18 protein-coding genes and 1 other RNA gene are annotated in these 19,981 nt (G+C 75.6%); 10 read left to right on the forward strand and 9 right to left on the reverse strand.

What is annotated here, in order from left to right; translation table 11 throughout:
* The first annotated feature begins 7 nt into the window (after positions 1–7).
* Positions 8–1,012 carry a Gfo/Idh/MocA family protein gene (locus ACZ3IL_RS06325; protein WP_467387192.1) on the forward strand — a complete coding sequence of 335 codons (1,005 nt, stop codon included), beginning with the start codon at positions 8–10 and terminating at the stop codon, positions 1,010–1,012.
* Here ACZ3IL_RS06325 and ACZ3IL_RS06330 read toward each other — a convergent pair.
* Entirely contained in the window at positions 999–2,630 is a 1,632-nt protein-coding gene (locus ACZ3IL_RS06330; protein ID WP_467387194.1) for an alkaline phosphatase D family protein, read from the reverse strand. The two genes, ACZ3IL_RS06325 and ACZ3IL_RS06330, sit on opposite strands and share 14 nt — an antisense overlap.
* Positions 2,631–2,732: 102 nt before the next feature.
* Here ACZ3IL_RS06330 and ACZ3IL_RS06335 point away from each other — a divergent pair, with 102 nt between their 5' ends.
* Positions 2,733–3,509, forward strand: a complete 777-nt coding sequence (locus ACZ3IL_RS06335) for an SDR family oxidoreductase (protein ID WP_467387196.1) — start codon at positions 2,733–2,735, stop codon at positions 3,507–3,509.
* A 235-nt stretch (positions 3,510–3,744) separates the two neighbouring features.
* On the opposite strand, the gene ACZ3IL_RS06340 is transcribed toward ACZ3IL_RS06335, so the two are convergent.
* Complete coding sequence (locus ACZ3IL_RS06340) at positions 3,745–4,068, reverse strand: nuclear transport factor 2 family protein (protein ID WP_467387198.1); 324 nt, start codon at positions 4,066–4,068, stop codon at positions 3,745–3,747.
* A gap of 214 nt (positions 4,069–4,282) precedes the next feature.
* Between ACZ3IL_RS06340 and ACZ3IL_RS06345 the strand changes: the two genes are divergently transcribed.
* Entirely contained in the window at positions 4,283–5,779 is a 1,497-nt protein-coding gene (locus tag ACZ3IL_RS06345) for a hypothetical protein (protein ID WP_467387199.1), read from the forward strand.
* Positions 5,780–6,147: 368 nt separating this feature from the next.
* On the opposite strand, the gene ACZ3IL_RS06350 is transcribed toward ACZ3IL_RS06345, so the two are convergent.
* Positions 6,148–6,498, reverse strand: coding sequence for a hypothetical protein (locus ACZ3IL_RS06350; protein ID WP_467387201.1), 351 nt, complete (start codon positions 6,496–6,498; stop codon positions 6,148–6,150).
* Positions 6,499–6,755: 257 nt separating this feature from the next.
* Between ACZ3IL_RS06350 and ACZ3IL_RS06355 the strand changes: the two genes are divergently transcribed.
* Entirely contained in the window at positions 6,756–7,049 is a 294-nt protein-coding gene (locus ACZ3IL_RS06355; RefSeq protein WP_467387203.1) for a DUF6087 family protein, read from the forward strand.
* Positions 7,050–7,193: 144 nt separating this feature from the next.
* On the opposite strand, the gene rnpB is transcribed toward ACZ3IL_RS06355, so the two are convergent.
* Together rnpB and ACZ3IL_RS06365 are read right to left on the reverse strand one after the other, a co-directional pair.
* An RNA gene (gene rnpB / locus ACZ3IL_RS06360) (RNase P RNA component class A) lies at positions 7,194–7,592 on the reverse strand.
* A gap of 263 nt (positions 7,593–7,855) precedes the next feature.
* Positions 7,856–9,298 carry an RNB domain-containing ribonuclease gene (locus tag ACZ3IL_RS06365; protein ID WP_467387205.1) on the reverse strand — a complete coding sequence of 481 codons (1,443 nt, stop codon included), beginning with the start codon at positions 9,296–9,298 and terminating at the stop codon, positions 7,856–7,858.
* Positions 9,299–9,486: 188 nt separating this feature from the next.
* On the opposite strand from ACZ3IL_RS06365, the gene yaaA reads away from it, so the two are divergent.
* Together yaaA and eda are read left to right on the forward strand one after the other, a co-directional pair.
* Positions 9,487–10,254 carry a peroxide stress protein YaaA gene (gene yaaA / locus ACZ3IL_RS06370; protein WP_467387207.1) on the forward strand — a complete coding sequence of 256 codons (768 nt, stop codon included), beginning with the start codon at positions 9,487–9,489 and terminating at the stop codon, positions 10,252–10,254.
* 63 nt (positions 10,255–10,317) lie between these two features.
* A complete protein-coding gene (gene eda, locus ACZ3IL_RS06375) occupies positions 10,318–11,001 on the forward strand; it encodes a bifunctional 4-hydroxy-2-oxoglutarate aldolase/2-dehydro-3-deoxy-phosphogluconate aldolase (protein WP_467387209.1) in 684 nt (227 codons plus the stop codon).
* Here the strand turns inward: eda and ACZ3IL_RS06380 are convergent.
* From ACZ3IL_RS06380 to ACZ3IL_RS06390, 3 genes are read right to left on the reverse strand one after another with little or no spacing between them, the layout of a single operon-like run.
* Entirely contained in the window at positions 10,976–12,541 is a 1,566-nt protein-coding gene (locus tag ACZ3IL_RS06380; RefSeq protein ID WP_467387211.1) for a bifunctional RNase H/acid phosphatase, read from the reverse strand. The two genes, eda and ACZ3IL_RS06380, sit on opposite strands and share 26 nt — an antisense overlap.
* A complete protein-coding gene (locus tag ACZ3IL_RS06385) occupies positions 12,541–13,284 on the reverse strand; it encodes a zinc ribbon domain-containing protein (RefSeq protein ID WP_467388173.1) in 744 nt (247 codons plus the stop codon). Before ACZ3IL_RS06385 ends, ACZ3IL_RS06380 begins: the two co-directional genes overlap by 1 nt.
* Positions 13,281–14,099 (reverse strand): Nif3-like dinuclear metal center hexameric protein, encoded by an 819-nt coding sequence (locus ACZ3IL_RS06390; RefSeq protein WP_467387213.1) that lies wholly within the window; start codon positions 14,097–14,099, stop codon positions 13,281–13,283. Before ACZ3IL_RS06390 ends, ACZ3IL_RS06385 begins: the two co-directional genes overlap by 4 nt.
* Before the next feature lie 325 nt (positions 14,100–14,424).
* On the opposite strand from ACZ3IL_RS06390, the gene ACZ3IL_RS06395 reads away from it, so the two are divergent.
* Positions 14,425–15,597, forward strand: a complete 1,173-nt coding sequence (locus ACZ3IL_RS06395; protein WP_467387215.1) for a hypothetical protein — start codon at positions 14,425–14,427, stop codon at positions 15,595–15,597.
* A 254-nt stretch (positions 15,598–15,851) separates the two neighbouring features.
* On the opposite strand, the gene ACZ3IL_RS06400 is transcribed toward ACZ3IL_RS06395, so the two are convergent.
* Positions 15,852–16,706 (reverse strand): MaoC/PaaZ C-terminal domain-containing protein, encoded by an 855-nt coding sequence (locus ACZ3IL_RS06400; protein ID WP_467387217.1) that lies wholly within the window; start codon positions 16,704–16,706, stop codon positions 15,852–15,854.
* Positions 16,707–16,937: 231 nt separating this feature from the next.
* On the opposite strand from ACZ3IL_RS06400, the gene ACZ3IL_RS06405 reads away from it, so the two are divergent.
* The 3 genes from ACZ3IL_RS06405 to ACZ3IL_RS06415 all read left to right on the forward strand — a co-directional run bounded on the left by ACZ3IL_RS06405 (position 16,938) and on the right by ACZ3IL_RS06415 (position 19,979).
* Complete coding sequence (locus tag ACZ3IL_RS06405) at positions 16,938–17,945, forward strand: ABC transporter ATP-binding protein (protein ID WP_467387219.1); 1,008 nt, start codon at positions 16,938–16,940, stop codon at positions 17,943–17,945.
* A complete protein-coding gene (locus tag ACZ3IL_RS06410) occupies positions 17,942–18,664 on the forward strand; it encodes an ABC transporter permease (RefSeq protein ID WP_467387221.1) in 723 nt (240 codons plus the stop codon). Before ACZ3IL_RS06405 ends, ACZ3IL_RS06410 begins: the two co-directional genes overlap by 4 nt.
* Positions 18,665–18,785: 121 nt before the next feature.
* Complete coding sequence (locus ACZ3IL_RS06415; protein WP_467388174.1) at positions 18,786–19,979, forward strand: sensor histidine kinase; 1,194 nt, start codon at positions 18,786–18,788, stop codon at positions 19,977–19,979.
* The last annotated feature ends 2 nt before the right edge of the window (positions 19,980–19,981 follow it).

Genomic DNA, 19,981 nt, shown 5'->3' on the forward strand with positions numbered 1-19,981 from the left:
TGGGGACATGGGCGAGAGGGTGCGCTGGGGAATCCTGGCGACGGGCGGCATCGCGGAGCGGTTCACCACCGATCTGCTGACCCTCGACGACGCCGAGGTGGTGGCGGTGGCGTCCCGCAGCGAGGCGCCCGCGAAGGCCTTCGCGGAGCGGTTCGGGATACCGAGGGCGTACGGGGAGTGGGCCGGTCTCTTCGCGGACGAGGACGTCGACGTGGTGTACGTGGCGACCCCGCACCACGCGCACCGGGCGGCCGCCGGCCTCGCCCTGGAGGCGGGGAAGGCGGTGCTCTGCGAGAAGGCCTTCACGCTCAACGCCCGGGAGGCGGAGGAGCTGGTCGCGCTCGCCAGGGACCGGGGCCTCTTCCTGATGGAGGCCATGTGGACGTACTGCCACCCGCTGGTCCGGCGGATCGTGGAGCTGGTGCGCGACGGCGCGATCGGCGAGGTCCGCACCGTCCAGGCGGACTTCGGGATCGCGGGCCCGTTCGCGGCGGACCACCGGCTGCGGGACCCGGAGACCGGCGGCGGGGCGCTGCTCGACCTGGGGGTGTACCCGGTGTCGTTCGCACACCTGCTGCTCGGGGAGCCGGACACGGTCCGGGCGCACGCCCTGCTCTCGCCGGAGGGCGTCGACCTGAACACGGGCGTGCTGCTGGGCTGGTCCGGGTCCGGGGCGTCGGCCCTGCTGTCCTGCTCGATCGTCGCGGACACGCCGCTGACCGCCTCCGTGACGGGGACCCTCGGGCGGATCGACGTGCCGCGCTCCTTCTTCGCCCCGGAGCGGTTCACCCTGCACCGCGACGGCCGCGAGCCGGAGGAGTTCGTGTCGGCGGACGACCCGCACACCATGCGGCACGAGGCCGCCGAGGTGATCCGCTGCCTGCGGGCGGGCGCGGCGGAGTCCCCGCTCGTGCCGCTGGACGGTTCGCTCGCGGTGATGCGGACGCTCGACGCGGTACGGGACCGCGTCGGCGTCCGCTACCCCGGAGAGGCTCCGCTCACGCGGGCGTGAGGCCCGGACGGCCCGCCTCCGTGACGAAGGAGGCGGCGGTCGTGACGGGAGCGCCCGGAACCGTCACGTACGGGACCGTACGGAAGTCGGCGCGGGCGCTCTCCCGGCCGAGGGAGACCTTCGCGTAGCCGCGCCGCCCGTGGAAGAACCGCAGGTGGGGGTTGGCCCGCATGAGCTTGTCGTAGTTCGCGGGCCGGTCGGCGCCGTCCTTGCCGCTGGTGATCGAGGTGGTGACGATCTCGGTGCCGACGGTCCGGGAGGACGGGTCGCGGAAGTCGGCCTTCAGGTCGAGGCCGTAGGCCACGTGGACGTCGCCGGTGAGCACCATCAGGTTCTCGACGCCGGCGGCCTCCGCGCCCGCCAGGACGCGCCGCCGGGAGGCCGGGTAGCCGTCCCAGGAGTCCATGGAGAGCTTGAAGTCGGCGGTGGGGCGGTCGCGGCGCTCGGCGAACACGACCTGCTGCGGCAGGACGTTCCAGCGGGCCCGGGAGCGGCGCCAGCCGTCGAGCAGCCAGCGTTCCTGGGTGGCGCCGGTCAGGGTGCGCGACGGGTCCTCGGACTCGGGGCCCGGGACCTGCCAGCCGTCGCCGTACGCCTGGTCGGAGCGGTACTGGCGGGTGTCGAGGACGTCGAACTGGGCGAGGCGCCCGAAGGTCAGCCTCCGGTACAGCCGCATGTCGGGGCCGTCGGGGAGCTGGGGGCGGCGCAGCGGCTGGTGCTCCCAGTAGGCGCGGTAGGCGGCGGCGCGGCGGAGCAGGAACTCCTCCGGCGGGACGTCGTTCTCGGGGGTGCCGCCCGCGTAGTTGTTCTCGGTCTCGTGGTCGTCCCAGGTGACGACGAAGGGGTGGGCGGCGTGCGCGGCCCGCAGGTCGGGGTCCGTCTTGTAGAGGGCGTAGCGCAGCCGGTAGTCCTCCAGGGTGACCGTCTCGCGGTTGAAGACGGCGGGAAGGGTGCGGTCGGTGTACGCGCGGGCGCCGCCGGTGGCGTTGACGGCGTACTCGTAGAGGTAGTCGCCGAGGTGGAGGACGACGTCCACGTCCTCCTGGGCGAGGTGGCGGTAGGCCGTGAAGTGGCCGTCGTGGTACGCCTGGCAGGAGACGGCCGCGAGCGAGAGCGACGCGTTGTCGGCACCGGGCGCGGGGGCGGTACGGGTCCGGCCGACCGGGCTGGTCCAGGCGCCGGCGCGGAAGCGGTAGAAGTACACGCGGCCGGGCTCCAGGTGCTCGACCTCGACGTGCACGGTGTGGCGGAACTCCGGGTGGGCGGTCGCCGGGCCGCGCCGCACGGGCCGCCGGAAGCGCTCGTCGCGGGCGAGTTCCCAGTGGACGGCGACCCGGCGGGCGGGCAGTCCGCCGTCGGGCTCGAAGGGACGGGGCGCGAGCCGGGTCCAGAGCAGGACGGAGCCGGGCAGCGGGTCGCCGGAGGCCACGCCCAGGGTGAAGGGGTCCTCGGTGATGCGCCGGCCGTCGAGTTCGGCGGCGGCGGCCGAACCGGCCGCGGGCAGCTGGGCGGCGAAGGCGAGCGCGGCGGCGGCACCGGTGGTGGTGAGGAACCGCCGTCTGCCGAAGTGCTTCGCGGCGGCCCGGAATTCCCCGGAATGCTGGTGCATGTGGGTCATGTGCCCCTCCCCTGACGGTTGCTGTGCGACCGTCATCCCAGGGGAACGGAACGACCTGGCGCTGTCGGGCGCGGGGATTCCACGTGTCGGACGGATGAGTTCATGGGGCACGCGTCTCGCGTACGCTGCGCCCCCATGAGCATCGCAGTGGTGACGGGAGCGGGTTCGGGAATCGGCCGGAGCGTGGCGCTCGCCCTCGCGGCGGCGGGCTGGACGGTGGCCCTCGCGGGCCGCCGGGCGGACGCCCTGGAGGAGACGGCGGCGGCCCTGCCGGCGGGCCGTTTCCTGTGCGTCCCGACGGACGTGACCTCGGAGGACGAGGTGACGGCCCTCTTCTCGGCGGTACGGGACCGGTACGGGCGCGTGGACCTCCTCTTCAACAACGCGGGGACGTTCGCGGGGAGCGGCGTCCCGGTCGAGGACCTGGACCCGGCCGTCTGGCGGTCGGTGGTGGACGTCAACCTGACGGGCGCGTTCCTGTGCGCGCGGGCGGCCTTCCGGTGCATGAAGGAGCAGGACCCGCGGGGCGGCCGGATCATCAACAACGGCTCGATCTCGGCCCATGTGCCGCGCCCGCACTCCATCGCGTACACGGCGACGAAGCACGCGGTGACGGGCCTGACGAAGTCCCTCTCCCTGGACGGGCGTCCGTACCGGATCGCCTGCGGTCAGATCGACATCGGCAACGCGGCGACCGACATGACGGCCCGCATGCGGACGGGCATCCTCCAGGCGAACGGCGACCTGGCCCCGGAGCCGGTGATGGACGCGGCGGACGCGGCGGCGACGGTGGTCCACATGGCGGGCCTGCCGCTGGAGGCGAACGTGCAGTTCGCGACGGTGATGGCGACGGCGATGCCGTACGTCGGCCGGGGCTGAGCCCGGCCGACGTACGGCCCCGGTCGGGGGCGTTCTCCTCGTGCCCGGGTTCGGGGGAGGTATGCGCGGGACGGACGGAAGGCCGGGAAGGCCGGAGAGGAGGGGGCCGGCCGGGGCACGAGCGGCGACCGGCCCCGGGGCGTACGCGCGAAGACCCCGGCCCGAAGGTCCTGCCCGGAGGTCCTGCCAGGAAGCCCGCCCGGAGGTCCCGCCCGGGGCCCCGGCCCCCGGTGTCCTACGCCTGCCGGGTCTCGAAGCGGGCGATCCTCCCGTCCTCGACGGTGAACCGCCAGCGGGTCCGCATCTCGCCCCAGGTGTCGTTGCGGTAGCGGGCGACGAGGTCCCGGCCGTCGGCCTTCTGCGACTCGATCTCCATGTGCCCGCGCGAGGAGAAGACCTCCTTCTCCACCCACGCGTCGAGGTCCCGCTCGGAACCGTCGTCGGACATGGTGGCACCGGGCGCGAGGGCCTTCCGGAAGGCCTCCTCGTCGTTGGCGTTGAGGGCCGCGACGAAGGCGCGCACGGCCGGGTCGGTGAGCTGCTCCACGGGAAGGGTCATGTCCCACCCGTACACCGTCCGCCCCGCCGGCCCCGGGGAACCCGGCCGTACGCGCGCGCGTGTCAGCGGCCGGGCTGGGCCACCCGGGCGATCGGAACGGGTCCCGCACGCGGGAGGCCGCGGCTCCGCCGTGACCGGACCGCGGCTTCCCGTCACGGTGACGGCGGTGGTTACGCTTCGGCCCGTCGTGATGGGCGGATTCAGGAGCGTGCGCATGAACCGGCGGACATTCGACCGGGCGGAGGCCGTCGTCCGGACCTTGCGGGAGGCGGCCCGGCGGGGGCTGGAGGGATGCGAGCTGTCCGGCGGCTTCACGGACGCGGAGATGGACGGCTGGGGAGTGCCGGTGCCGGCGGAGGTACGGGCCGTGCTGCGGGAGATCGGCGGCGTGAGCCTCGACGGCTCCCCCGGCGAGACGTACCGGTTCGGCCCGCACCGCCACATCGAGACCCTCGACGGCTTCTGGCGCCTGGGCACCATGGAGACCGGCGAGGGCTCGCTGCTGGTGGGCGCGCGGGCCTCCGGGTGGGGCCCGGTGGTGAGCGCGGACCAGTGGAGCGACGTGTGCGAGGTGACGGTCGAGGCGCCCGACTTCCTCGGCTGGCTCACCGGCCGTGCCGAACGTCTGGTGTCCGGCGTGCGGGGCCGGCCGGGGCCGAAGGCGTCCGTGGGGGCGGTGGCGAGCGTCGAGGTGGCCGGGGGGACCGACGCGGAACTCGCCGGACTGGTCGGGGAGGGCGACCCGTTGACCGACCTGGTCGACCTGCGGGCCCTGCCCGGCTATCCGTGCCGGGTGAACTGGGAGCCGTACTTCTCCACCGCGGACGACGCGCCCGGCACCGGAAACAGCGTGGTCCACTACGGCCTGGCGGGCGACGGGCGGGCCATGCTGCTGCACAGCGAGGTCGTCGGGGACTTCCTGGTCCGGCCGGTGCGGCGGCACGCGGTCCCGGCGGACGCGGCGACCCGGGCACTGGCGGAACTGCGCGCGCTCGCCGAGGAGTTCCCGGGCTTCGTGACGATCGCCCCCGGCTGCGACGACCCGGAGATGGACGGGTGGCCCGTCACGGTGCCCGAGGACGTCCGCCGGGTGCTGCGGGAGACCGGCGGGGTGACGGCCGAGGGCATGCCCGGACTGTGGATGCGCCCCCGGGAGGCCGGGGCCGGGGTGGACCCGGACGTGCACCGGATGCTGGGCGGCGACGGCACGTACTGGCCGCTGGCCGAAGTCCACGGCCGGAGCGTCGGCGCCCTGGTGCAGATACGCCTCGCCCCGGAGACCGGGGAGTGGGGGTACGCGGTCTCCGTACCCGGCGACGTCGCGTCCCTGCGGGAGTACCCGGAGGTGACGCTGCTCGCGGAATCGCTGCCCGCCCTGCTCCTCGAGTACGCCCGGCGCGCCCGCCGGGCCACGGCCGAACCCGGCTTCGCGGGCCGGGTCGCCGACGGCGGCGGCTGGCTCTTCTTCAACACCGGAAACCCGGGGCCGCGCCCCGTCGACGTGACCGAGTGGAACGGTTCGGCCGACCCGCTCCTGGCGGAGGCGGCCGGACTGCCCGCGGGCAGCCGCGCCGCCGACCTGCGCACCGCCCCCGTACCGGGCGACCTGTGCTTCTACCGGGACAACGACTGGCCGTTCCCCGACGAGGTGGACCGGTTGTGCTTCCTCGGGGGCGGCCGGGTGGTGGCCGCGGTCCCTGCCGGCCGCTGAGGGGGCCCGGCGGCCGCTGAGGGGCCCGGCGCCTGCTGAGGGGGCCCGGCGACTGCTGAAGGGACCCGGCCGGCCGCTGAGGAACCCCGGTGGCCCGGGCACCCACCCGGCCGGGCGGCGTCCCGGGGAGCCCGTCCGGGGCCACCCGGATACATGGCCGGGACCCCCGGGCGGAGGATCTCCCGACCGGGAGGAGACAGCGGCAGACGGGCCGGGAACGGGCCGGGAACGGGCCGGGAACGGTCACCGCAGCGCCATGCCCCGCACGGGCATCCGGGCAGGGCGCTGCCGTGGCGCCCTTCCCGGCCGCGCGGAGAGACGACTCCGCCCGGGTGCCGCACCGGACGGAGGCCTCGCCGTTCCGGTGGTCAGAGGGTCTGCTCGATGTGCTCGAAGACGTCCGCGTCCGTCTCCCGCTGCCAGGCCGGCAGATCGGCCCAGTCGGCGACGTATCCGGGCTTCGGGTCCTCGAAGTGCCGGAACATCTGGGCGGTCCAGCAGATGGCGACGAACCGGCCCTTCTGCTCGCGGGTGAGCCGGGCCGCGTGTCCGCCGCTGACCTGGATGAAGTCGCGCACCTGCCCGTACACGGCGGCGGCTTCGCGCTCCCACGCGGGCGTCTCGTCCCACGGCGCGACGTAGCCGGGCTTCGGCTCGCCGGGATGGTGCTTGTTCACACCGGCGATCCACGCCTCGCGGAAGATCCGTCCGTCACTCATGCGCGTGTCCCTCTCGTCGTGCGGTGCGCGGAAGCGCCGCGATTCGGTGATCAAGAGTCGAGACTCGGTCATCGGACATGAGCGGGGCAAGACGCCCCCGAAGCCCGTCCGGCTTCTTGCCGATGAGTCCCGGATTCGACCGGCCGGCCGGTCCGGGCGCGCGCTCCGTGTGACGCCCGTGCCCACCGGTACGGGATCGGCCGGGCTCCTTCCCCGTGCCGGGAGCACCGGACCGTCCGGCCCACTACGCTCCGGGCATGGACGACGAACCGTTCGCCGAGTGGGCGGAGCGCCGGAACGCGAGGATCGGGCAGCTCCGCGCCGTACCCATGGTGACCGGCGACGGCCCGAGGGCGTCGCACCTGCGCCCCGACGCTCCCCGCGCGATCCAGCGGTGGAACGGTCACCTCTGGGAGCCGTACGGCTTCGCGGCGAACCTCGCGGAGGCGAGACGCGTCCTGTTTCCCCGCTCCGAGGTCGCCCCCGCGCCCGGGGCGGCGCCGAAGCTCGGCCCCGGGACCGGCAGGCACCGCAAGCCTCCGGCGTCCTGACGCCTCCGCCGGAGCGGCCCGCGCCACGGCTCCGGGGCCGGCCCCGCCCGGTCGGGCGCCATGGAGGGGCCCGGCCCGGCCGGCGCCCGTGGTTCCACGAGAAAGGCTTCCGCCCCGCGCATCGCGGTCCGGAAGCCTGAGGGGCAGACGAGTCGGGCTGTACGCCGGGTTCTGTACCCCGGGACCTCGCGGTCGTCGGGGTGACGGCCATCCATCTAGGACCGGCGTTGCCGCCGGCCTCCTGCGGTCTACCCGCGGACTCGGGCGAGCAGCCCTCGAACATCCGCGCAGGGACACCGGAGTGTCCCCTCTTGACCTTGCTCCGAGTGGGGTTTACCTAGCCGCCTGAGTCACCTCAGGCGCTGGTGGTCTCTTACACCACCGTTTCACCCTTACCGGGGACCGAAGTCCCCGGCGGTCTGTTTTCTGTGGCACTGTCCCGCGGGTCACCCCGGGTGGCCGTTAGCCACCACCCTGCTCTGTGGAGCCCGGACGTTCCTCGGGGAGATCCGGAGATCCCCACGCGGCCGCCCGCCCGGCTCGTCTGCCGTGCCGCCCATGCTACCCGCCGCGCCGGCCCGTGCTCGACCTTGCGGTGCCGCACCGGCCGCCCCGGGCCCCCGGGGCGGCCGGTGCGGGCCCGGGGCGCGGACGCGGGCCCGGGGCGCGGACACGGGCCCGGGGCGCGGACACGGGCCCGGGGCGCGGACACGGGCCCGGGGCGCGGACACGGGCCCGGGGCGCGGACACGGGGCACGGGCCCGGACGCGGGGGACGGGGCACGGGCCACAAGCGCGGGGCCCCGCTCACGCAGGCGCGAACAGCACCTTCGCCCGGCCCGGGTCCGCCTCCGCCAGCCTGACCCGCAGCCACTCCCCCAGGGGCAGCGCGGAGTCGCCGCCCGTGATCCGGGCGACCACCGCCGGGTCCTCCAGGTGGACGGTGCCGGTGGACGGCTCGCGTTCCTTGACGTCGATGACGTACGCGTCGAAGAGTTCGCCGACCCGGTCCTTCAGGAGCGCCGCCTCCACGATGTCGACGCTCTCGCGTTCCACGGCGCCGGCGCGGCGCGAGCCCGCGGCCATCTCCTCGGGCAGGGCCGGCAGGGCGGCCCGTACCCACTCGGGCGGTTCGTCCCCCGCGACCGCCGCCACGCACAGCTCGCTCGCGTACCGGTCGACGAGCCGGCGCAGCGGGGCGGTGCAGTGGGCGTACTCGTCGGCGACGGCGGCGTGCACGGCCGGGACGGGGACGTGGCCGTCGGTGAAGACGGTGTACCCGGCGCCCCGCAGGAGGGTGGTGCACTCCTGGAGGAAGGCGGCGTGGCGCGGGTTCGTCGGGTCGGCGGAGCGGACGGCGTCCGCGTACGGGACGTGGGGCGGCCAGTCGACGCCGAGGGCCCGCGCGGAGCGGCGGAGCCGGGCCACCGCGTCGTCGGGCGCGGTGGGCAGGGTGCGCAGGACGCCGGTGCCGGCGGCGGTCATCAGGTCGGCGGCGGCCATGCCGGTGAGCAGGGAGATCTGCGCGTTCCAGCCCTCGGAGGGGAGCGGGGCCCGGTAGGCGAGGTCGTAGCCGTGGTCCCGTTCGACGACCTCCTGTTCGGGGACGTCGAGGGAGATCCCGCCGCGTTCGGTCTCGAGGGCTTCGCGGAGGCGGCCGATCTCGCGGAGCAGGGCGACGGGTTCCTCGGCCGTGCCGGAGTCGATCTGCCGCTGCACGCCCGCGTAGTCGAGTTTGGCGCGGCTGCGGACGAGGGCGCGGCGGACGTCGGTGGCGACCCTGCGGCCCTCGGCGTCGAGGTCGATCCGCCACAGCACGGCGGGGCGGACCTCGCCGGGGAGGAGGCTGGCGGCGCCCTCGGAGAGGACGGCGGGGTGGAGGGGGACCTTGGTGTCGGGGAAGTAGAGGGTGAGGACCCGGCGGTGGGCCTCGGCGTCGAGCGCGGAGCCGGGCGTGACGAAGGCGGCCACGTCGGCGATGGCGTAGTGGACGCGGTAGCCGCCGTCGGCCCTGCGGGACAGGTGCATCGCCTGGTCGAGGTCGGTGGAGGAGGGCGGGTCGACGGTGAGGAACGGCAGGTCGGTGGCGTCGTGTGCCGGGAGCCGGGGCGCCTTCGCGGCGGCCTCGGCCTCGGCGAGGACGGCGGGCGGGAAGTCCTCGGGGATCGCGAGCTCGGTCCGGAGTGCGCGCAGGGCGGCCCGCAGGGGAGCCTCGGCTGCGCCGGTCACGTGGATGGGGCGGCGGGGCATGGACAGAGCGTAGGGGGCGGGGGCGGTTCCGTCATGTCGGGAGGGACGCGCGAGGGAGGCCCCGCCGTTCTCGTCGCGGTACGGGGGCGCTCACGGTCCGTTCGCCGTACGGGGGTGCGCGCGGGCCCTTTGTAGGCTGGGCCGCCGGGGCCGCGCCCCCGGCCCCGTACGTACGAAGGAGAACCACCGTGCTCGTCCTGCTGCCGCCCTCCGAAGGCAAGGCCCCGTCGGGGGGCGGGGCCCCGCTCAAGCCGGAGGCGCTGTCCCTGCCGGGGCTCGCGGAGGCGCGGGCGGCGGTCCTGGACGAGCTGGTCGAGCTGTGCGCCGCCGACGAGGAGAAGGCGCGCGAGGTGCTCGGCCTGAGCGAGGGGCTGCGCGGCGAGGTCGCGAAGAACGCGGAGCTGCGGACGGCGGGCGCGCGGCCGGCCGGGGAGATCTACACCGGCGTCCTGTACGACGCGCTGGGCCTGGTGACCCTGGACGCGGCGGCCCGGGAGCGGGCGGCGGACGCGCTGCTCGTCTTCTCGGGGCTGTGGGGCGCGGTGCGGGTGACCGACCGCGTTCCGTCGTACCGCTGCTCGATGGGGGTGAGGCTGCCGGGCCTCGGCGCGCTCGGCGCGCACTGGCGGGGCGCGATGGCCTCCGTGCTGCCCGGGGTGGCCGGGGACGGTCCCGTCCTGGATCTCCGGTCGGCGGCGTACGCGGCGGCGTGGAGGCCGAAGGGGGAGGTCGCGGCGCGGACGGTGACGGTGCGGGTCCTGCACGCGCCGACCCGGAAGGTGGTCAGTCACTTCAACAAGGCGACGAAGGGCCGGATCGTGCGGAGCCTCCTGGAGTCGGGCGTGGCGCCGGGCTCTCCCGCCGAGCTGGTGGAGGCGCTGCGGGACCTGCGGTACGTGGTGGAGGAGGGCGGGAGGCCGGGGGCCCTGGACGTGCTGGTGGACGAGATCCACTGAACCGCCGTTGCGCTCCGCGCAACGCTCGTTGCGGCTGGTGCCCGCCGTCGGCAGGATGAGGCCATGACGAGCGTGTTCGACCTTGCCCCGGAGTGCCCCGTCGTCCCCGTGGTGGTGATCGAGGACGCGGCCGACGCGGTCCCCCTGGCCCGCGCCCTGGTGGCCGGCGGGCTGTCGCTGATCGAGATCACCCTGCGCACCCCGGCGGCGCTCGACGCCCTGCGGGCGATCGCGGAGGAGGTGCCGGAGGCGGTCGTCGGCGCCGGGACCGTCGTCTCGGCGGCCGGGGCCGCGGACGCGGTCGGCGCCGGGGCCCGGTTCCTGGTGAGCCCCGGGTGGACCGGGCGGCTGCTCGGCGCCATGCGGGAGTCGGGGGTGCCGTTCCTGCCGGGGGTCTCGACGGTGTCGGAGGTCGTGGCCCTGCTCGAACGGGGCGTGGACGCCATGAAGTTCTTCCCGGCCGAGGCGGCGGGCGGCGTCCCGTACCTGAAGTCCGTCGCGGGCCCGCTCCCGGGGGTCCGCTTCTGCCCGACCGGCGGCATCACCCCCGCCTCCGCCCCGGCCTACCTCGCCCTGCCGAACGTCGGATGCGTCGGCGGTACGTGGATGGTGCCGCCCGGCGCGCTCGCGGCCCGCGACTGGGCCCGGGTCGAGTCCCTGGCGCGCGGCGCGGCGGCCCTGCGGGCACCGGCCTGCGCGCCGCCGGACGCGACGGCCGCGCCTACCGGAGGTGCGAGGTGTCGTTGAGGAGGCGCACGGAGGCGTTGCCGTCGGCGTAGTAGGCGACCGCCGAGAGCGAGGCGGCCGACAGTTCCATCCGGAACAGGGACTCCGGCGGGGCGCCGAGGGCGAGCCGGACCAGGGTCTTGATGGGCGTGACGTGGGTGACGAGGAGGACGGTGCGGCCCGCGTGGGCGGCGGTCAGCCGGTCCCGGGTCGCGGCGACGCGGCGGGCGACGGTCGCGAAGCTCTCGCCCCCGCCGGTCGGCGCGGCCTTCGGGGAGGCCAGCCAGGCGTCCAGGTCCTCGGGGTACCGTGCGCGGACCTCGCCGAAGGTCAGTCCCTCCCAGGCGCCGAAGTCGGTCTCGCGGAGTCCCTGCTCGATCCGCACGTCGAGTCCGAGCCGGGCGGCGACGGCGGCGGCGGTCTGGCGGCAGCGGGTCAGGGGCGAGCTGACGATCTCCTGGATCGTGCCCCGGGCGGCGAGCGCCCCGGCCACGGCCTCGGCCTGCCGCAGTCCGGCCGCCGACAGTCCGGGGTCGCTCCCCCCGCTCCCCGAGAACCGCTTCTCGGGCGTGAGCGCGGTCTCCCCGTGCCGCAGCAGCACGAAGGTCGCGGGCGCCCCCATGTCGGGGGCGGTCCAGCCCCGTCCGGGCGCGGTGGCGGCCGGGGCCGGGGGCTCCGCGTGCTTCACGGCGGCGGCTTCGGCCCCGAAGTCGCCGGTGGCCCCGCCGGACGGGAACGGGGTGTCGCCGGACCCTCCGGGGAGGGCCGTTCCCGAAGGACCCGGGGGCCGTGGGCCGGCCTCCGGACGGGCGCCCGCACCGGCACCCGTGCCCGCGCCGACACCCGTGCGCGTGCCCGTGCCCGCACCGGCACCCGTGCTCGTGCCCGTACCCGCGCCGACACCCGTACCCGCGTCGGCGTCCATACCCGTCACGGTGCCGGGGCCGGAGGCGTCGGCCGCCGTCGCGCCGGAGGTGCCGGGGACCGCGCCTCCGGAGCCCCCGGCCGTGAACAGCGCCGCCCGCGCCCGCGCGGCTCCCGCCGCCGCGTCGCCGGGCGGGCCCGACGGCGGCGGTGCGGCGGCGTTGCGGGCGGCGGAGGCGTCGAGGGCCGCCGTGGAGCCGGAGGGCTCCCACCGCCGGCCGAGCCGCCCCGCGTCCATCGCCTCGTTCGCGAGCCGGTCCGCGTGCTTGTTCCGCTCGCGCGGAATCCACTCGTACCGGACGCGGCCCGCCGGGAAGACCCGGCCGGCCTCGGCCGCGAGCGGCTTCATGTCCGGGTGCTTGATCTTCCAGCGGCCGGACATCTGCTCGACGACCAGCTTGGAGTCCATGCGGACGTGCACGGTGGCGTCCGGGAAGAGTTCCCGGGCCGCCTTGAGGCCGGCGACGAGGCCCTTGTACTCGGCGACGTTGTTCGTCGCCACTCCGATGTACTCGGCGGCCTCCGCGAGCGTCTCGCCCGTCACCGCGTCCAGGACCACCGCCCCGTAGCCGGCGGGCCCCGGGTTGCCCCGGGAGCCCCCGTCCGCCTCGACGACGAGTGCGCGCGCAGAGGTCATTACAGGCCGGACTCCGAGGTGCGGACCAGGATGCGGCGGCAGTTCTCGCACCGGACGACCGCGTCCCGGGCGGCGGCGCGGACCTCGTTCAGCTCGGTGATGTTGAGCTCGATGTGACAGCCCTCGCACCTGCGCTGGTACAGCCGGGCCGCGCCCACGCCGCCCTGCTGCTCGCGCAGCTTCTCGTACAGCTTGAGCAGGTCGGCCGGGACGGAGCCCGCGATCAGCTCGCGCTCCTTGGCGACGGAGGCGGCCTCCGCGTCCAGCTCGGCCTCGGCGGCGTCGCGGCGGGCGGCGGCGTCGTCGGCCTTGGCCTGGACGGCGGAGACCCGTCCGGTCAGTTCGGTGAGGCGCTCCTGCGCGGACTCGCGGCGCTCCATGACCTCCAGGACGACCTCTTCCAGGTCGCCCTGGCGCTTGGCGAGGGAGACGATCTCGCGCTGGAGGTTCTCCAGGTCCTTCGGGGAGGAGACGGCACCGGAGTCGAGGCGCTGCTGGTCGCGCGCGGCGCGCTGGCGCACCAGGTCGACGTCCTGCTCGGCCTTGGTCTGCTCGCGGCCGCAGTCGCTCTCCTCGGTCTGCGCGGCGACGAGCAGGTCGCGCAGCTGGTTGAGGTCCTTGGTCAGTGCCTCGATCTCGGCGTGCTCGGGCAGCGAGCGGCGCTTGTGCGCGAGCTGCTGGAGGCGGGTGTCCAGGGCCTGGACGTCGAGGAGGCGGATCTGGTCGGCGGGCGCGGCGTTCAGTTGGGGGCTCCAGGGGAGGTGTGGTGGGAGGACCAGGGGTCGGTGACCGTCTTCGAGACGTGGACGCGGAGGTCCCAGCCGTGACGGTCGGAAATCGCGTCGAGCTGGGCGGCGGCCTGCTCGCACCAGGGCCACTCGGTGGCCCAGTGGGCGGCGTCGACCAGACCCAGCGGGGTCTGCTGGACGGCTTCGGACGCGGGGTGGTGGCGCAGGTCCGCCGTGAGGAAGGCGTCCACGCCCGCGGCCCGGACCGCGTCGAAGAGGCTGTCGCCGGAGCCGCCGCTGACGGCGACCCGGCGCACGGTCATGTCGGGGTCGCCGGCGGCCCGGACGCCCTGGGCGGTGGCGGGCAGCCGCGCGGCGGCGCGGGCGGCGAACTCGGCGAGGGTCTCGGGGTGGTCGAGCTCGCAGATCCGGCCGAGGCCGTTCTCCGGGACGAGCGGACCGGTGACCCGCAGGCCGAGGGCGCCGGCGAGGGCGTCGGAGACGCCGGGGTCGGCGGTGTCGGCGTTGGTGTGCGCGACGTGGAGGGCGATGTCGTGCTTGATGAGGTCGTGCACGACGCGGCCCTTGAAGTGGCCGGCCGCGACCGTCGTCGTGCCGCGCAGGTAGAGCGGGTGGTGGGTGACGATCAGGTCGGCGCCCAGGGCGACGGCCTCGTCGGCGATCTCCCGGACGGGGTCGACGGCGAAGAGGACGCGGCCGACCCGGGCGTCGGGGTCGCCGCAGACGGTGCCGACGGCGTCCCACTGCTCGGCCCGGTCGGGCGGCCAGAGGGCGTCGAGTTCGGCGATGACTTCAGACAGACGGGGCACGGGGGAAAGGCTACCTGTCCCCCGCGCCCCGCCGTCCTGGCCCGTGGGCGGCCCCGGCCGGCGGGCGGCCCCGGTTCCCGGCCGGCCGTGCCCCGCGGTCCCGCGCTCCCCGCCCCGGTGTTCCCCCGTCCGCCGGCCCCGCCCCGGAGTCCCCCGCTCCGGTGAGCCTTGCCTTACTCCCCGCCACCGCGCGTCACTCCAGCACACGGGGTCTCTCCCGCTCAGCAGAACCGCCGGAGGGCCACCCTTATGTGTGAAGTGACCGGGCTCGTGTTGTCCGCCGGGAAGCGCGAAAACTAGCTTCGTCGCCGGAGGTGACGAGTCGATGACAGCCTGTGCCATCGAGACCCCGGCCGAGGACGACGACGCCGAAGGGAAGTACGACGGGAGCGCCGGACGGCCGGCGGGCTTCACGATCACGGCGAACGGCGCGTACGCGGCCGGGCTCGCGGGGACCGGGGACGCCCTGTACGCGGAGAGGTGGACCCTCGACGGTCCGGAGCCGTACGCCGTTCCGCTCCCGCTCGACCAGCCGGAGGAGCCGCACGCGCAGCTGCTGCCCCTCGCGGACGGCCGGGTCCTCGTCTGCCGCCGCGTGGACGGGCGGCGGCACACGTTCTCGCTGCTCTACCCCACCGGTCCGGCCACCGGCGAGCTGCGGCTCGGCTCGGTGGACGCGCCCGGCTCCGAACGGCTCGTCCTTCTCCCGCCCTCGCCGGACGGCATCTGCGCGTACGCGATGTGCGTCGGTCCCGACACCACGACGCTCTGGCTGGTGGCGGGCGGGGCCTTCGGCCCGGAGCGGGTGGCGGAGGTCCGGGGCCACTGCGCGGGCGGCGTCTGGCTCGACCGCACGGGCCGGATGCTGGCCCTGGACCGGCGGGTCGGCGACGGGCCGGTGAAGGCGGTCGCCGTGGACCTGGAGCGGGGCGGCGAGGTGACGCCGCTGCTCCAGATCGCCGAGGACAGCGACGACCGGCTGCTGCTCGCGGACCCGGACAGCGGGCTGCTCCTGATCCGCTCGGACGCGCCGTCGCCGGGGCACGACCGGCTCGGCTGGGGAGTCCTCGGGAGCCTGCTGCCCGTGCGCTTCCCGGAGTGCCTGCGGCTCGACGACGCGGCGGTGACGCCGTTCGCGGTGCAGCCGGGGCAGGTGCTGATGCCGGAGAGCTGCGCGGTGGCGCTGCGCATCGACGCGGCGGCCGGGAGCTGGGTGGGGGTCTGGCGGCCCTCGTCCCGCCGGATGGACCAGCTCGCCGCCCCCCGGGGCTGGCTGGCGGGCACGGGCCTGTGGACGGCCGGGGGCGTGCTGCGGCTGCCGTACGCGACGCCCGAGGTGCCGTGCGGTCTCGCGGCCCTGGAGGTCCCGCCGGAGCCGGAGGCCCGGCCGGAGCCGGAGGTCCCGCCGGGGCCGGAGGAGGTTCCCGGGGAGCCCCGGGTGTGCCGTCCCGTACCGCTCCAGCAGGCCCCCCTCACCGACCGCGGGCCCGTTGGCTAGACTCGCGGGCCGCACGGCACGATCGAGTTCTACGGGGTGAGTCGCACCATGTCGGAAGCAAGCACGGAGGGTACGGAGTCGAACGGCTCCGGACGGCATCGTGGCGGGCCCTCGCCGGCGGAGGACTCCTCGTCCTCCCCGCACGGCCGCCACCGCCGCGAGCCCGACGGGCAGTGACCGGAGCGTTCTGACGGTCGAACGGGCCGGAGGGCCCCGGGGAGACCTCCCGGGGCCCTCCGTCGTTCCCGGACGTCCTACGCGTGCTCCACGAGGGCGTCCGCGAGCACGGGGGCGTCGTCGCGCTCCACGGCGGTGGCCGTCACCTGGACGCGGCCTTCCCCGGCCCACATCCGGACGCGCAGGGTCTCGCCGGGGAAGACCACCCCGGCGAAGCGCGCGTGGTACGCCCGGACGCGGGTGACGTCCCCGCCGAGCAGGGTGTCCACGACGGCCTTGAGGACCATGCCGTAGGTGCAGAGGCCGTGCAGGATGGGCCGGTCGAAACCGGCGAGGGCCGCGAACTCGGGGTCGGCGTGCAGCGGGTTCCAGTCGCCGGAGAGGCGGTAGAGCAGGGCCTGTTCCTCGCGCACGTGCCGTTCGACGGTCCGGTCGGGCGCGCGGTCGGGGGGGTCCAGGCGCCCGGAGGGGCCCCGGTCGCCGCCCCAGCCGCCCTCGCCGCGCACGAAGATCCGGGCGTCGCTGGTCCACAGCGGGCCGTCGGCGTCGGCGGTCTCGGAGCGCAGGACGAGGACGGCGGCCTTGCCCTTGTCGTGGACGGCGGCGACGCGGGAGGTGGAGACGGCGCGCCCGCCGGTGGGGAGGGGCCGGTGGAGGGTGATCGACTGGGCGCCGTGCAGGACGGCCATGAGGTCGACGTCGACGCCGGGGGCGGAGAGGCCGTCGACGATCCCCATGCCGCCGCCCGCGACGGTGGCGAAGCTGGGGAGGACGTGGAGCCGGGACTCCAGGGTGTAGCGGAGTTCGGCGGGGTCGGTCGCGGGCACCCCGGCGCCGAGGCCGAGGTGGTAGAGCTGGACGTCCTTGTGGTCCCAGGAGATCTCGGTGCTGCGGGGTTCGGCGGCGACGGCCTTGGCTGCGTCGATGGGCATCGGGCTGCTCCTCACGGGATCGCCCCGGAACGCGACGGCTCCGGACCGCGATCGTCCTGGAACGCGTTCCAGTTCGGTGGCCCTCCTGTATAGCCGAGGCGGCAGGGCTTGGGAACCCTCGCTGACACCGCGTCAGGAGCCGAACGGGGAAGGCACCCGGGACATTTGTCACCGCGGGGTCCGTACATCCGTTTCTGCCGCGCCCTCCTGACGCTCCGTAACGTCGTGGGCATGAAGCAGCAGGAGCAGGAGAAGCAGGGAAAGAACGGCCCGGCCGGCGCGCCCGCGATCGCCTTCCGGGACGTGACCAGGACGTACGGCGCCGTCCGCGCCGCCGACGGGCTCGACCTCACCGTCCGGCGGGGCGAGGTCGTGGCGCTGCTGGGGCGCAACGGCGCCGGGAAGTCCACCGCCGTCGGTCTGCTCCTCGGCCTCGACGAGCCCGACGGTGGGCGGGTCGAACTCTTCGGCGGCCCTCCGGCCCGTGCCGTCGCGGCCGGCCGGGTCGGGGCGATGCTCCAGGAGGGCCGGCCGGTCTCCCGGGTCACGGTCCGCGAGCTGGTCGGCTTCGTCGCCCGCGCCCACCCGGCCCCGATGCCGGTCGCGGACGCCCTGGCGCTCGCCGGTCTGACCGGTCTCGCCGACCGCCGCGTGGACCGGCTCTCCGGCGGCCAGGTGCAGCGGGTCCGGTTCGCCGTGGCCCTCGCCGGGAACCCGGAGCTGATCGTCCTGGACGAGCCGACGGCCGCGCTCGACGTCGAGGCGCGGCAGGAGTTCTGGGACGCGACGCGCGGCTACGCGCGCCGGGGCAACACCGTCCTGTTCTCCACCCACTACCTGGAGGAGGCCGACGCGTACGCGGACCGGATCGTCGTCCTCGACTCCGGCCGGGTCGCCGCCGACGGCACGAGCGAGCAGCTCAAGCGGGCGGGCGACGGCGGCCTGGTCTCCTTCGACCTGGCCGGCGTGCCGTCCGGCCCGCTCGGCTCGCTGCCCGGCGTGACCTCGTACGAGATCCGGGGCGACCGCGCCCGGCTGCGCACCACCGACTCCGACGCGACGGTCCGGGCCCTGGCGGAGCGGAACGCGATCCGGGGCCTGGAGGTCGCCCCGGCCTCCCTGAACGACACCTTCCTCGCCCTCACCCGGAAGCCGGCCGCCACGACCGGGACCGCGCCCACGAAGACCACGACGGCCACGACGGCCACGACCGCCACGACCCCGGAGACGACCCGATGATCACCGCGTACGTACGCCTCGAAGTGCGCCGCACCCTGCGCGACACCGGATTCACGATCTCGACGATCGGCGTCCCCGTGCTGATGTACCTCCTCTTCACCAACCTGGGCGGCACGGAGGACGGCGCGTACCGGACGGCCTCGATGGTCGGCATGGCGGCGTACGGGGCGCTGGGCGCCGCGCTCTCGCTCGGCACCGGGGTCGCCGAGGACAAGTCCACCGGCTGGCTGCGGCAGTTGAGGATCACCCCGATGACGCCCCGGCAGGTGGTGACGGGCCGGGCCCTGACCGGTTCGGTGGTCGTCCTGCCCGCCCTCACGGGGGTGCTGCTCGCGGGCGGCCTCGTCAACGGGGTGCGGATGGCGGCCTGGCAGTGGGCGGCCGTCGCCGTCGCGCTGTGGCTCGGCTCGCTCCCCTTCACGCTGCTCGGCATCGGCAACGGCTACCGGCTCACGGCCCAGACCGCCGGCGCCGTGAACATCACCTGCAACCTGGGGCTCGCGGTCGTCGGCGGCCTGTGGTTCCCGGTCGCGCTCTTCCCCGGCTGGCTCCGGGCCCTCTCGGAGTACACCCCGACGAACCGCTTCGCGGAGCTGGGCGTGACGGTGACGGACGGGCGGCTCCCGGGGGCGGCGGCCCTGCTGGTGCTCGCCGGATGGGCGGCACTGTTCGGCGCGTACGCGGCGGTCTCGTACCGTCGTTCGGCACGGACGGCGTGACCGGCACGGACGGCACGGACGGCGTGACCGGTACGGACGGCGTGACCGGTACGGACGGCACGGGCGCATGAGCGGCACGGGCGGCACGACGGCCCGGAAGCACGGGAGGGGACGGGCGGCGATGGAGATCCGGCGGCGGCGGAGGGAAAGGCTGCGCGAGCGGGGGCCGAGCGGGCTCAGCCTCCTCCCCTGGCTCCTCATGGGCCTGGGCGCGCTCTCGCACCTGCTCGGGGGCGACGCCCCGAACCCGTGGATCGGCGGCCTGGGCCTGTTCGCCTTCAACTCCCTGTACATCGGGATCGTCCTGCGCGCCTTCGACCCGCGCACCCGGAACGCGCCGGCGACCTGGTGGCTCCTGGGCGCGCTCGCCGCGCTCACCTTCGGGCTCGCGATCGGCTACGGCAGGGAGTGGCTGCTGCTCTTCCCGCTCCTGGGCCTGGCGGTCGGGGCGGTGGTGCGGCACGGGAAGCTGCTGCCCCGGATCACCTTCCCGCTGGTCGCCGGGGCGGGGGCGGTGACGTTCTGGCGGGACGGCTGGGACTCGTTCGGGATCGTGTACGGGACGTTCATCTCGGTGATGGTGACGGCGGCGATCCTCGCCCTGAACGAGACGGTCCAGCAACTGCGGACGACCCGGGAGGAACTGGCGCGGACGGCGGTGGAGAAGGAGCGGCTGCGGTTCTCGCGCGACCTCCACGACCTCCTGGGCCACACGCTCTCGGTGATCGTGGTGAAGTCGGAGGCCGCCCGGCGGCTCGCCCCGCGCGACCTGGACGCGGCCCTGGCGCAGGTCGCGGACATCGAGTCGGTGGGCCGGCAGGCGCTGACCGAGATCCGGGAGGCGGTGACCGGCTACCGGGAGGGCAGCCTGGCGGCCGAGCTGGACCGGGCGCGCGACGCGCTCTCCTCGGCGGGCATCGAGCCGGTCGTACGCCGCTCGGGCCCGCTCCTGGAACCGTCGGCGGAGGCGCTGTTCGGCTGGGTGGTGCGGGAGTCCGTGACGAACGCGGTGCGGCACAGCGGGGCGTCCCGCTGCGTCGTCGAGCTCTCCGGCCCGGCCGACCGGGCCCGTCTGACGGTCACCGACGACGGCCGGGGCGGCGGGCACGCTCCCGGGGGCGCGGGGGCCGCCGCGCCGGCCGGGGGCGTGCCCGGCAGCGGTCTGCGCGGCCTGCGCGAACGGCTCGCGGCGGCGGGCGGCACCCTGGAGTCGGGGCCGGTCCCGGGCGGCGGGTTCAGGGTCGTCGCGGAGCTTCCCGTGGAACCCGCCGCGCCGGACCCGGACGCCGGGGACGTCCGGGCCGGCCGCCGCTGATG

Source organism: Streptomyces sp. NPDC014907, assembly GCF_055562975.1.